Origin of the sequence: Pseudomonas wuhanensis, from assembly GCF_030687395.1 — a bacterium.
GTDB lineage: Bacteria > Pseudomonadota > Gammaproteobacteria > Pseudomonadales > Pseudomonadaceae > Aquipseudomonas > Aquipseudomonas wuhanensis.
This window is the reverse complement of record NZ_CP117430.1, coordinates 3,814,754-3,826,973: the sequence shown is the minus strand read 5'-3', so window position 1 is coordinate 3,826,973 and position 12,220 is coordinate 3,814,754. Positions and strand designations below refer to the sequence as shown.

The following is a 12,220-nucleotide window of genomic DNA, read 5'->3' as shown; positions in this document are numbered from 1 at the left end:
GTACCGCAGCAGAACGGGCCGCTTTTGGCCCGAAAACTGCCGGGCATCAAGAACAAATCGATAATGTCAGGGCCAGCGTAAATCAGTCCGCTAAACGGAGCCCAGGGTAGGCGCAGTACCGTCTAATCTGAGTAGTACGTGAGCACAAACATGTCTCACGCCTCTTGCTACAGGGGAAACGGGATGACCGGAACAACAGCGTGCCAATGCTCGTCATGGGTCCTACTCTCCCTGCTAGCCATCAACCTGGTGCTGACGACTGGATGTTCAGGCAAAGCTGCCACGGCTCGCTATTCGGCCTCAAACATAGGCTCAAACTGCTATGCAAAAGCGCTACCCACTGCCGGCGAGGGTGGTCTGGCTTGGGGCTCCACCTTGAACATGGCTCGCGAAAAATCCCTGGCTAATTGCATACGCTATGCCGGCCGATCCGGTGGCACGCCGAATACCTGCGAAGTGGTGTTGGCGGAGTGCAAAAAATAGAAAACGGCTCGTTAGATGGAACGAGCCGTTGTTGTGACGGTGCTTAGCGGGGGAAGTGCACGGATGTCAGACCGGATTCAAAGGTGGTCCGCATCAATCACAGCCTTGGCGAATGCCTGCGGATCTTCCTGCGGCAGGTTGTGGCCGATGCCGCCGCTGATCAGCCGGAACTCGTATTTGCCGGTGAAGCGCTTGGCGTAATCCTCGGGGGCAGGGTGCGGCGCGCCGTTGGCATCGCCTTCAAGGGTGATGGTCGGTACGCTAATGGAAGGCGCCGTAGCCAGTTTCTGCTCTAAAGCTTCGTATTGGCTTTCGCCTTGAACCAGACCCAGGCGCCAGCGGTAGTTGAATACCGTGATGTCGACATGGTCGGAGTTCTCCAGCGCCTTGGCGCTGCGGTCGAAAGTGGCGTCGTCGAACGCCCATTTCGGCGAAGCCAGTTGCCATATCAGCTTGGCGAAGTCATGGGTGTTTTTCTCGTACCCGGAGCGACCGCGGTCGGTGGCGAAGTAAAACTGATACCACCACTGCAACTCGGCCTTGGGTGGCAGCGGGTTCTTGCCGGCCGCCTGGTTACCGATCAGATAGCCGCTGACCGAGACCAGCGCCTTGACCCGTTCTGGCCACAACGCCGAGACGATGTCGGCCGATCGCGCGCCCCAGTCATAGCCACCGAGCACGGCCTGTTTGATCTTCAGCGCATCCATAAAATCGATGACGTCACTTGCCAGCGCGGTCGGTTGACCATTGCGAAGCGTTTTATCGGACAGAAAATGCGTATCACCGTAGCCACGCGCATACGGCATCAACACTCGATAGCCCTTTGCTGCAAGCAATGGCGCGACTTCATCATAGCTGTGAATGTCGTACGGCCAACCGTGCAGAAGAATGACTACCGGCCCATCGGCCGGGCCTGTTTCGGCGTACGCCACGTTCAACAGTCCGGCGCTGACATGCTTCAGCGGGCCGAACGGGGAGGGTGCCGCATGAGTGGCGCTGGCGCTGATTGCGTCTGGCTGCACAGCTGCGCTCGTTTGTGCGTGGGCCGCACCGACAGCGCTGAACAGGGTGAGCGCGAGGATCGATGAGCCGACCAGACGGCGGCGAGTTTTGCCGGTTGTGTTCTGCAGTGCCATCTTCATGGTGATGTCTCCTTTGCAAGCCGTTGGCCAGGGGTTCTGAGTGATCCCCTTCAAACCTGGCTTGCATTTGAGCGCGGCGACGTATCTGGCCTGTGTCGAATGGCGGGACAGGTGAAAACTCATGTATCAACATACTAGCGAGACACACTGTGATACGCAGCGGAGCAGCAGAATCAACGACGCCGACAGACGGACAGATCGACCCAGTCTTGAGCCGATCTATCAATGCCGGTTAGAAGTGCCAGTGCTCAGCGTGAACGACGCGACAGAATGGGCCCGCCAGGGTTGCATTGTGATGAGCGATGATATTTTCGGCCTTCAACGCAAGGGTGTCGGTGCAGGTATGACCATCGGCGATCAGCACTGCATCGAACCCAAGATCTCGTGCGGCGCGGCAGGTGCTGTCGACACAATACTGGGTCTTCATTCCGGCAATAACCACGCCTTGAGATCCACAAGCTTTTAGCCGATCGACCAGGTCAGTCATGGCGAAAGCGTTGGGTCGGCTTTTTTCGAAGATCACTTCGTCGCCTTGTAGCAGCAGTTCCTGCACCAGTTGCGTCAACGGGCTTCCAGGTTCGATAGGCGAGCCTGGCGGACCTACGTGGCGAGCCAGAAAAACTGGCGCGCCTGCGCTCCGGGCTTTGCTCAACAGGCTATTCAAAGTGTTTATCAGCGCTTCGCCAGCCCATGGCTTATCCGGGCCATGAAACAATCCAACCTGCATATCGAGAATCAACAGTGCATACATAGTGCTTTTCCTTGCGTTTGGACCAGCGACACAAGGGCAAAAGAAAAGGCCCTATCCATCGCTGGCGGGCCTTTTGAAGTTCGTGCGTTATTGGCTCACGACACCTCTCACGACCCGCCTCGGGCGGTCGTGGTAGTGGAGGTCGAGGCAATGCATGGCTGATTCATAGAGCTGACAGTATCTGCACGGTATCTGGTTGGCAAGGGGGCGCATCCGTGCGCCAAACGACCGGCTTTAGCGCTTGATCAGGGAAATCTTGGTGCCTTCGATGCTGATCCCGGCCATTAACCCCTGCTGGTCGAAAATGAACGCGTAGGCATCGTCCTTCACTGTCGTGCTGGACAGATTCTTCGCCACCCCTTCATCAACCATTACAACGGTGGGTCCTACGCCTATTTCCCAACCCTTGGTTTTACGTACATAGTCCACGGCTTTGTCGGTCATCAGGAAAACCGCATAGCCATATGACTGGGCGCCTGCTTGCAGCCCCCAGGACCCGGTTACGGAGTTGTAATAGTTCTCTACTTTCTTGTCCTTCAACAACACGCCTTCACCATAGCTGCCGCCAAACACAAGGCCTGCCTTGATGATTTTCGGGAAGACAAGAATCGCTTTGGCGTTGTGCGAAATGCTTTCAGCAAATGGCGTGGACTTGTAGAGCGTTTGCAACGCTTGCCGAGAGTCGACATCCAGATCCTCGGCGGTTGCCGCACCAGCAGTGTTCAGGAAGCTCGCCGATGCCAGTGAAGCTGTCGCAAGGATGATCGATAGGAAGAACCGCATTGACTGAGTCATTTTAGTACTCCGATACGGGAGCATTGGATGTGAGCAGCAGCCAGCACCTGCCCCTCGGCAGAAATCCGAGCCTGCTGAAATTATCCCGCGCACCCTAAAGTGTGTGAACGACTGGCTTCGCCCTTGAATGAAGCAGGCCAGAGGCCTTTGAACATTGGCGACGTCATCACCTGCTTTGACCTCTGCGTATCAGCCGGGTTCGTTGTCAGAAACTGCGATGGCCGAAAGTCGATACTGTTAGTTCTGTGAAATATCGCAGGTAACGGGGAAGACAAGGGCACCGGCGCTGCTGGCCTGTACTAGGCTGTTCATCCAGGACAACCTGCTGGAGAGGGCAACGATGCCTGAATGTTTTGATACGCTGGATACAGCCCTCGCAGCGGTAGCCAGGGACAAGGAAAAGAAACGGTTATGGACTATCCTCACTTTTCAGGGCAGCAATACGTTTTACCTGTTCTGGAGTGCAGCCAATGCCGGTCAGATTGTGGCGGGTATATTGAATGAGGATTTACCTGCCAGCGACGCCTCCCTGCCGAAAGTGTTACCTAATAAAGCGCTGCCGCAACTAAAACGAGGTGGCGTGGACAAGGGCCACCCTGAGTACGAGCAAAACGAGATCAACCGCCAAACGGTATCGAAGACAAAAGCGTTGCGGGCAAGCGTGGCCGACGTGCTGGCCCAGCAGTGGAAGGTCAACACCTGGACTTTCACAGGGCATGCGGAGGAGCGAATGCTGCTTAACTTTGGTGCTCTTTATACCCAGTTTGCCGTTGCGTCAGGACAGATTCCGACGGTGATCATCTACAACTCCGACTCGCCGTGTACGGTCGACGACCCGCGCGCGAGCTCTTTCTTGCAGCCGCGATCCTGCTCGGCCAAGTTGACCCATCTGGCCAAGCGTTACCCGTTTGCGCAGTTCACCATCTACTATTACAAGGCCTATCACGGCGGGGGATCCGCCTCATCGGACGGCGCGTCCTCCAGCTCGAGCTCTGGCAGCACGGCTCCCAACTTCATCTCGGGCGACAACATCGAGTTACTGCCTTTTACCCCGGAATTGCGGGAGTTGTGCGCCCAGAACAACATTAAGTAGTCGCTTCAACGAAACGCTCAAGCGTCGCTGCGTCACGCAATGGCGCCGTCGTGCCGCTTGGTTTTAGAGGAGACGCAGCATGGACCGATTCACCGGCGGTTGCCTGTGCGGCAACGTCCGAATTGAGGCGTCGGGACTCCCATACCGGGTCGGCCTTTGTCACTGTCTCGACTGCCGCAAACATCATGGGGCGCTTTTTCACGCCTCGGCGGTGTTCCCTCAGGATGCGGTGACGATCGATGGCGAAACACGCGACTACGCCGGGCGGTTTTTCTGTCCCCGCTGCGGCTCGTCCGTTTTCGCGCGCACCGCCGACGAAATCGAAGTGAACCTGGGATCCCTGGATGCCCCTGACCAACTGAAGCCAACCTACGAAAGCTGGATCATCCGTCGCGAATCCTGGTTGCCACTGTTTCCGCTCACGCGACGATACGAGCGCGATCGTGATGCCACCGGTCGCTTTGAGGAGTAGGTCGCATGCACGGTGCGAAGGCGCTCGGCCACGACTACGATGTCGGGTAATAGCCGCTCTCTGCCTGTCGCGAAGGACTGAAAGCGACCCGAAGCGGACTCTGACCAGCATTTGGTTAAGGGGGGCTTTAGCCCGTCCCATTGAGCGAAGTGAACGATTTGAACCAGTTGTTATGCATGTTTTACTAGCCGTTTCTTTAAATGATACAGGTTAGTCCCGATTGGGCGATCCTCAAGAACACCATAAATCTCATACCCATGCCGCTCATAGAACTTTTTAGCATCAACGGTTTTTAAGAATGCAACTACTGCCCCATTGTTGGCACCAATCGCTTCTGCTTTTTCCAAAAGCATAGATCCTACTTTTTTACCGCGATGAGATTCCTTAACCCAAAAGGTGTCAATTTCTAAGCCATCCCAGTAACAATTACAGCTTATTGCACCGATGTAGTCGCCTGCTTCATCGTGTGCAATAACCATAAATATTTTATCTTCCGATTCTGGTGGTAGATTTGGATATTGAATTCGAAGATATTCTGAAAACCTATTATTCAGAACTCCTTTGTCCTTTTCTGTTGGAGAATCCAATACATCAATCTTGATTTCCACTTTATTGCTCCTTAAATTCAACTTTTAGGTGCCGAACGGCTTTTGGCATAATATTCCATGTTCATGCGTAATCCCTTGAGCAATCAAAAAAATCGACGTTGTAAACGCGACATCAAGAAGGGGGAAAGCGACATATTACTTTGCACATTACTGACGTATTAACTGCGTGTCCATGGTCTGCTTTTGGCCAAAAACGGTCGCTCGTGAGCGGTCGGGTTTGGTCGTTTTCTGCCCATCGCGAGAGGCCAAAAACGACCCAAAGCTGCATATCACGACATTTACTCTCACAGTTTAAACCACGTTCTGATAACCGAACTCACAACTATCCTGACACCGGGGTTCCCCAGAAATCCGTAGAGCCTACTTAAGGGGACGGCTTTATTTTCTGATATTAAATCCGTCTGCCTTTCTCGCTCAGCCAACCTACTCAAACCGCCGCCGCTTCATGAACAATCCCATCCCCATCGCCACGGCAAAAACCGACAGCAACCCCAGATCAAACCCCAACAAGCGGATCTGACCTGCCACAACGCAGCCAACCGCACCCGCCGCCACCAACACCACTCCTAACCACTTGCGTAGCAGATACGGTTTGAGGAATTGATCGAGCAGAAAGGACAACACCAAGGCAATGACCAATTGAGTAATTACGGACATGTACGTCTCCAGTCAGGTCTTGATGATCAATGTCGAGAGGGTGCGTTGCGGGCCGATACCGCCGTTGACCTGCGCCTCGATGCTGACCAGTACGTCGCCAGCATGGTAGGTGGGTAGGATTTCATTGGCATACGTGCGCACACCGGCCCCTACAGATATCGCCACGTAAGAGGGGGCCACGGCCTTGGCGGCGGCAGTGAAGGCCGTGGCTGCAAGGTTGGCGATCGTGGTGCGCTGGGCGTTGAGGGCATCGCCCTGTTGCCGGGTCAACGGCTTGGAGATGCCGATCATCATCAAGCACGGCAGGTTTTTGGCCAGCATCTTGTCGTACACCTCGACGACCTTGCTGTTGACCTCATAGTGGGCGTTTTTTGCCTCGCCAAAATGCAGCTCGCGCAGGCGCCCACGTTCGCTGTCGGTGAGGGTGATCTGCGAGATGTTGAAGACGATCCCTTGATTGCCCATGTATTGGAAAGTCCCTTCGAACTTCATCGCTCGTTTCCTTTTGAGGTGAAGGTGGCGATTCTCTACAACGAGCGTATTGGATTCAAATCATTTCATCTGGCTGGAGCGCGGAGCGGTGAATGCCGGTCAGTTAAGCAGGCACCCTTGGCGAGCATTTTTTCCAGTGAGTCGAGCGTTGGATCATCATGGCCCGCGCCGGCCCTCGGTAGTTCGCTCGTATTCAGTCCTATCGATTTTTTGGTGTTCAAGAATGAATGACCGCTACTGGCCGTTCTCTGCCGGTCATTGCCACTGAATCGCCCCTGATTAAGTAGACACTCTGGAGCGACCGCTTTTGGCCGACTTCTGCCTGTCGCGACTGACCGAAATCGGACCCGAAGCAATGGGATGGACTCCTCCTCACTTCGGCATCTTGAGTGCCAGACTGAAAGTGCGAACCACAGTCAACAGTGAGAAGGAGTCCACACATGAAGCTTATGCGAATTGGGGTCGACCTGGCCAAGAACGTGTTTCAGATTCACGGCGTGGATCGTCATGAGCAACCAGTCTGGCGGCAGCGTTTACCTCGTGATCGCTGGCTGCAAACGGTGCTGGACAAGATCGAGCCCGGCTGTGAGATCGGCATGGAAAGTTGTAGCGGTGCGCACCATTGGGCGCGGCAGCTACAGGCACGCGGATTTCAGGTGAGGCTGATCGCGCCTCAGTTCGTCAAACCGTACGTCAAGAGCAACAAAAACGACGCCAACGATGCCGAGGCAATCTGTGAGGCGATGAGCCGCCCCAGCATGCGCTTCGTCGCCGTCAAGACCATCGAACAACAGGATATCCAGGCGACGCATCGCATCCGGGCCGGCTTAATTGAACAGCGGACCGCCAAAGCCAATCAGGTTCGTGGGCTGATCGCCGAGTACGGCCTCATTGCGCCGAAGGAGTTACTGATGCTGCGTCGCGCAATACCGTGCTGGCTAGAAGACGCGGATAACGGTTTGACGATACGTTTTCGTCGTCTGCTGAAGGGTTTGTGGGATGACCTGCGCGCACTTGATGAGCGCGTGGGCGAACTCAATGGCGAGATATCTGCGATCGCGGCATGTGAGCCAATGGCCGTCCGTTTACAGCAGCTGCGTGGAGTCGGCCCGATGATTGCCACCGCGCTGGTTGCTGCCATCGGTGATGCCAGTCAGTTTGCCAACGGCCGACAACTGGCCGCCTCGCTAGGGTTGACGCCAAAGCAACACAGCTCTGGCGGCAAGGATCGACTGCTTGGCATTAGCAAACGCGGGGATGCTTATCTGCGAACGCTGATGATCCACGGTGCGCGGTCGGCACTGCGCACAGCAAAATCCAAAGACGATCGACTCAGCCAGTGGGCTGTCCGTTTAGCCGAACGTTCACATCCCAACGTGGCCGCTATCGCACTGGCCAACAAAACTGCACGCATGGCCTGGGCGATGCTGCGCAACGGCACTGATTACCAACCGGATCGGGCAGCGGCCTGAATTATTCACTCCAGGAGAATCACCCCCACACCACGATTGCGAAGCAACCCGAGCAATGGCAAACCGGTCGAACCGGCGTCGGCAAAACCCTCTAATGTCCAGGTGCGTAAAGCACGTAGAAGCGATTGGGAGCCGACGCGCGAATAGCCCATCATGGCCCTGCATCAAAACGATGCCGTTGTAAGAGGCCGAATATACGTGTGCAGTCGGCACGGGCGCCAAAGCGAAGGAGGCTTGCAACGAGGAGGAGTCCATATACGGACATCAGGCAATTGCCGCTATCGATCTAAAGCGATCTGTTTCGACCGGTATGAAGAGAGATTCCTTCACTGTCCACGAAGTCCGACGCCTCAGAAGTAGACATCGCCTCACTCCCGTTGGCTTTGTTTCTCCGTACACCCCAGCGGCCTATGATTCCACGCCATCCGCAGTGGCTGTTGCAGCGGGAACTTCAGGGTACTGGTCAGGTCAACAGGGACCCTGTATCGGCGATGCCGAGCAGCGCTGGTGGCCTGTTTTACGACAGCACCGTCCGAGATCAGCCGAGTCCCCCACTGATGCCAACCAAGTGTTTTCTGCCGGTTCTTATCCTGGCGTTCTGCGCCGTCGCGTCGCTTTGCTCGGTTGCTGCCGAGCGAAGCGCGCCCTCGCAAAGTAATAGCGCATCAACCACCCTGATCGAAACCGCCTCGCGGCAGTATGAAAATGGCCAGTTGGACCAAGCCGCTGCCACGCTGGAGCGTGCCCTGCATATCCAGCCGAACAATCCCGCGACGCTGCATTATCTCGGCGTGTTGCGTCTTCAGCAGGGGGAGTACCAGCAGGCTGAAACGTTGGCGGCGCGCTCAAACATGCGGGTTGGTCGCAACGTCGCGTTACGCAACCGCAACTTCCAATTGATCCAGGCGGCGCAGCAGGCCAGGGCTTCGAGTAGCTCACCCAATGCCAAAGAGGATCGGGCCGCAGTACAGAAGGGGCTCGAAGAGGAGACCCAAAGGCGCCGCGAAGCAGAAATGGTCGCCGCTGAACAATCCACTCCGGACAGGTCACGGCCCGAAGGAGAAATGCCAGTGGCTTCCGTCAAGCCAGAGCCCGCGTACGATGAGGTTGAGATTCCCCGCGGCCATTGGCCGCCTCCGGGTAAATGCCGAATCTGGTTTCCCGATCGCCCGGCCGGGCATCAGCCCGCACCCGGCCGCTGCAAAAAGCTGCGACATCGGGTTCCGTCAGGAGCCTACCTGGTGCGCGGTTGAGTTCTGAGCGCCCCTTCTTGCCGCCGTTTGACGCTATTTATAATGCTGCTCAAACACGGCTACCTGCTCCGGTGTGATCAGCTGAAAGGGCACCCAGACATCCGTCTCGACCGGTTCTCCTTTGATCATCTTGATGGCCGCTTGCAGCGCGCTGGTCGCTTGTGCCTTGGGGTCTTGAAAGACGGAGGCTACGAGCATCCCGCGCTTGATGGCCGCGAGGCCGTCAGGCAGGCCGTCGATGCCGACAATTGCAATCTCGCCCGTGGCTTTGCCAGCTTGCTGCAGCGCCATGGCGGCGCCGATGGCCATCTCGTCGTTGTTGGCCACGATGGCATCGAAGCCGGTGCCGGCCAGGAGCCAGTTGCTGGTCAGGTCCATCCCTTTGTTGCGTTGCCACTCGGCACTTTGTTGTTCGACGACCTTGATCCCGGGATAGTCCTTGAGCACCTGTTTGACGCCTTCGGTGCGGTCGTGCGTGGAGTTCTGCGCCAGGTCGCCCATGATGATCGCGATGTTGCCTTTGCCCGCCATCTTGTCAGCCAGGTAGCGCATTTGCAGTTGCCCGGCCTCAACGTCGTTGGACGCCACCGTGACCACGCCTTTGGGCAGGACGCGTTCGTCCGGATGGCGGTTGACGTAGACCAGCGGTATTTTCGCTTCGACGGCGGCGCGAGTCATGTTGGCGGTGGCGGCGGTGTCCACGGGCAGGACGATGACGGCGTCCACCTTCTGGCCGAGAAAGCCCTGAATCTGATTGAGCTGGCGAACCACATCGCCCTGGGCATCCTCGAACTGAATCTGGACGTTCTCCTTCCTGGCGGCATCTTCCAGGCCGCTGCGCACATAGGTCATGAAGTTGTCGTCAACCCTGGCAATGCTGACGCCGATGCGATAGCTGGCGGCGGCCCATTGGCTGAACAGGAATAACAGCGTGGCAAAAAGAAGTGTGCAGCGACGCATGATGGTTTTTCCTTTTTTGTTATGAGTTGAAATTCATCAAGATCAAACGTGGTGTTTCTGGCGCTCTCTGAATCAAACCCGTCGAGAGCGCCAGCGTCCTCAATCCAGCGTGAAGGCTTGCCGAAAGCGTTCTAGTGCCGCTTCGCTGTCGCCGCTGGCCCAGCCCTCGAGCCCGACGACACCGGTGTATCCCATGCGGAACAAAGCTTTGGCAATCGCTGGATAATGGATTTCACCGGTGCCGGGTTCCATGCGGCCGGGGACATCGGCGACCTGGATTTCCCCGATGGCGCTGCCTGCGCGCTGGATCAGTTCGATCAGGTTTCCTTCGCCGATCTGGGCATGGTAAAGGTCCAGGTTCATCTTCAGATGAGGGCTGCCCACGGCCTCGATCAGCGAGAGGGTATCGTCGGCGCGAGCGAAGGGAGTGCCAGGGTGGTCCACCTCGGTATTGAGGTTTTCCAGCAAGAATACCCGGCCTGCGTCTTCGCCCAGGCGAGCGATTTTTTCCAGGGTCTTGCAGGCGCTCAACCACATGCGTCCGGTGGTGTGGGCCACGGGTTTGACCGGCAAACCTTTGTCGCCCAGGCCAGTGCCGTGCAAGTTGAGACTCGGGCAATTCAGTTGTGCGGCGACGGCCAGCGATTCTCGTGCGCTGTCGAGCAGGTACTGGATGTCTTCGGGGTCGGTCAGGTTGCCCGAGATGTAGCCGGTCATGGAAGTGAAGTCAGCGCCCGTGGCGACAAGGGCCGGAATATCTTTCTTCGTCCAGTCCCAGATTTCGGCGCTGAACCCCAGCGCGTGAATGCGTTTTACGCGCTCTGCGAATGGCAAGTCGAGGAAGACCATTTCGGCACTGATCGCCAGTTTGAACGGTGTGAAACTCATGAATGGGCTCCTTGCACGCGCACGGGTTTGCCCTGCTGGAAGGACTCGATACACGCGCGGGCAATGGCCAGTGCAGCACGGGCGTCTTCGCCGCTGGCGAGCGGTTTTTCACCGGTGCGCAGGCAGTCGACAAAGTGGTTGAGTTCGGCCACATAGGCATCACGCAGCAGGTCGGTGTCCATGCGCTGGGTGTCGGCCTGGATGCCATTGGCCAGATAGCGCACCAGGTCAGAGTCATTGAGGCTGCCCATGGTCAGCATGCCAGCGCTGCCGAACACTTCCCCTCGAACATCGTAGCCATACACGGCCTGGAAATTGGCCTCGGCCGTCGCGATGGCGCCGTTGTCGAAACGGATCGTGACCACTGCTGTGTCCAGGAAGCCCTTGGCCTTGTAATCCGGTGCGATCAGGGCATCGGCCATGACAAAAACCTCAACCGCTTCTGCACCGGGATTGAGGTAGCGAAGGGTATCGAAGTCATGGATCAGGGTTTCGAGGAAAATCACCCACTGCGGCGAGGCAGCCGGATTGTTCAGCGCCGGGTCGCGGGTCAACGAGCGCAGCAGTTGCGGCGTACCGATGCGGCCTGCGGCCACGTCCAGGTGCGCGGCCCGGAAGCTTTTGGCGAAACGGCGGTTGAAGCCGACCTGTAGTGGCACTCGCGCATTGGCGGCTGCGGCGATGGCGCGGTCGGCTTCGTCGAGGGTGATGGCCATGGGTTTTTCACAAAACACGCCTTTGCCGGCCCGGGCCGCACTGATCACCAGTTCGGCATGGCTGCGGGCGGGGGCGGCGATCAAGACAGCGTCGATTTCCGGGTCATCGAGCAGTTGCTGTGGGTCGGTATAGACCCGTTGCACACCCAATTCTGCCGCCAGGCGTACGGCTTGACCGGGTGTTGGGTCGGCGATGGCGGCCAGGCAGGCGCCGGGAATGTGCCGGGCGGCAGTCAGGCCGTGAAAGCTGCCCATGCGGCCAGCACCGATGAGACCCAGGCGGATGATCTTGGACGTACTCATGAAATGACTCCCTTTTATTGTTGTTCAATGACTCGCAGCAGGAATGTCCTCGCTGACGTCAATCAAGAGAGCAAGGGCTGTGCCAATGTATAAATCATTGATATTTAAGGAGTTAATTAATATTGATTGAAAAAT

General features: G+C 57.0%; 15 protein-coding genes. 6 read left to right on the top strand and 9 right to left on the bottom strand.

Features of this window, described 5'->3' with window-relative positions; all coding sequences use genetic code 11:
• Positions 1 to 183: 183 nt before the first annotated feature.
• Positions 184 to 483 (top strand): hypothetical protein, encoded by a 300-nt coding sequence (locus PSH88_RS17410; protein WP_305421713.1) that lies wholly within the window; start codon positions 184 to 186, stop codon positions 481 to 483.
• A gap of 77 nt (positions 484 to 560) precedes the next feature.
• Here the strand turns inward: PSH88_RS17410 and PSH88_RS17405 are convergent, their stop codons facing one another.
• Complete coding sequence (locus PSH88_RS17405) at positions 561 to 1,625, bottom strand: alpha/beta fold hydrolase (protein ID WP_305421712.1); 1,065 nt, start codon at positions 1,623 to 1,625, stop codon at positions 561 to 563.
• 232 nt (positions 1,626 to 1,857) lie between these two features.
• The gene (locus PSH88_RS17400) at positions 1,858 to 2,340 is read right to left on the bottom strand and encodes an isochorismatase family protein (RefSeq protein ID WP_305427016.1); all 483 of its coding nucleotides are present in this window, start codon (positions 2,338 to 2,340) and stop codon (positions 1,858 to 1,860) included.
• Here PSH88_RS17400 and PSH88_RS17395 point away from each other — a divergent pair.
• Complete coding sequence (locus PSH88_RS17395) at positions 2,230 to 2,538, top strand: hypothetical protein (protein ID WP_305427082.1); 309 nt, start codon at positions 2,230 to 2,232, stop codon at positions 2,536 to 2,538. The genes PSH88_RS17400 and PSH88_RS17395 overlap by 111 nt on opposite strands.
• A 72-nt stretch (positions 2,539 to 2,610) precedes the next feature.
• Here the strand turns inward: PSH88_RS17395 and PSH88_RS17390 are convergent, their stop codons facing one another.
• A complete protein-coding gene (locus PSH88_RS17390) occupies positions 2,611 to 3,171 on the bottom strand; it encodes a lipid-binding SYLF domain-containing protein (RefSeq protein ID WP_305421710.1) in 561 nt (186 codons plus the stop codon).
• A 340-nt stretch (positions 3,172 to 3,511) separates the two neighbouring features.
• On the opposite strand from PSH88_RS17390, the gene PSH88_RS17385 reads away from it, so the two are divergent.
• Entirely contained in the window at positions 3,512 to 4,264 is a 753-nt protein-coding gene (locus tag PSH88_RS17385; protein ID WP_305421709.1) for a hypothetical protein, read from the top strand.
• 79 nt (positions 4,265 to 4,343) lie between these two features.
• Positions 4,344 to 4,736 (top strand): GFA family protein, encoded by a 393-nt coding sequence (locus tag PSH88_RS17380; protein ID WP_305483307.1) that lies wholly within the window; start codon positions 4,344 to 4,346, stop codon positions 4,734 to 4,736.
• A gap of 170 nt (positions 4,737 to 4,906) precedes the next feature.
• Here the strand turns inward: PSH88_RS17380 and PSH88_RS17375 are convergent, their stop codons facing one another.
• The 3 genes from PSH88_RS17375 to PSH88_RS17365 all read right to left on the bottom strand — a co-directional run bounded on the left by PSH88_RS17375 (position 4,907) and on the right by PSH88_RS17365 (position 6,493).
• On the bottom strand, positions 4,907 to 5,344 hold the full coding sequence (locus PSH88_RS17375; RefSeq protein ID WP_305421707.1) for a GNAT family N-acetyltransferase: 438 nt from the start codon (positions 5,342 to 5,344) through the stop codon (positions 4,907 to 4,909).
• Between the two features lie 423 nt (positions 5,345 to 5,767).
• Positions 5,768 to 6,001: a hypothetical protein gene (locus PSH88_RS17370; RefSeq protein WP_080370383.1), complete on the bottom strand. Its 234-nt coding sequence runs from the start codon at positions 5,999 to 6,001 to the stop codon at positions 5,768 to 5,770.
• A 12-nt stretch (positions 6,002 to 6,013) separates the two neighbouring features.
• Positions 6,014 to 6,493, bottom strand: a complete 480-nt coding sequence (locus PSH88_RS17365) for a hypothetical protein (RefSeq protein WP_305421705.1) — start codon at positions 6,491 to 6,493, stop codon at positions 6,014 to 6,016.
• A 440-nt stretch (positions 6,494 to 6,933) separates the two neighbouring features.
• On the opposite strand from PSH88_RS17365, the gene PSH88_RS17360 reads away from it, so the two are divergent.
• Together PSH88_RS17360 and PSH88_RS17355 are read left to right on the top strand one after the other, a co-directional pair.
• Entirely contained in the window at positions 6,934 to 7,965 is a 1,032-nt protein-coding gene (locus PSH88_RS17360) for an IS110 family RNA-guided transposase (RefSeq protein ID WP_221106335.1), read from the top strand.
• Positions 7,966 to 8,522: 557 nt separating this feature from the next.
• Entirely contained in the window at positions 8,523 to 9,218 is a 696-nt protein-coding gene (locus PSH88_RS17355; protein ID WP_305483573.1) for a tetratricopeptide repeat protein, read from the top strand.
• Positions 9,219 to 9,251: 33 nt separating this feature from the next.
• Here the strand turns inward: PSH88_RS17355 and PSH88_RS17350 are convergent, their stop codons facing one another.
• From PSH88_RS17350 to PSH88_RS17340, 3 genes are all read right to left on the bottom strand, one after another.
• On the bottom strand, positions 9,252 to 10,178 hold the full coding sequence (locus PSH88_RS17350) for a sugar ABC transporter substrate-binding protein (RefSeq protein ID WP_305421703.1): 927 nt from the start codon (positions 10,176 to 10,178) through the stop codon (positions 9,252 to 9,254).
• 99 nt (positions 10,179 to 10,277) lie between these two features.
• A complete protein-coding gene (locus tag PSH88_RS17345) occupies positions 10,278 to 11,066 on the bottom strand; it encodes a TIM barrel protein (protein ID WP_305421701.1) in 789 nt (262 codons plus the stop codon).
• Complete coding sequence (locus PSH88_RS17340; RefSeq protein ID WP_305421700.1) at positions 11,063 to 12,085, bottom strand: Gfo/Idh/MocA family oxidoreductase; 1,023 nt, start codon at positions 12,083 to 12,085, stop codon at positions 11,063 to 11,065. Before PSH88_RS17340 ends, PSH88_RS17345 begins: the two co-directional genes overlap by 4 nt.
• Between the last annotated feature and the right edge of the window lie 135 nt (positions 12,086 to 12,220).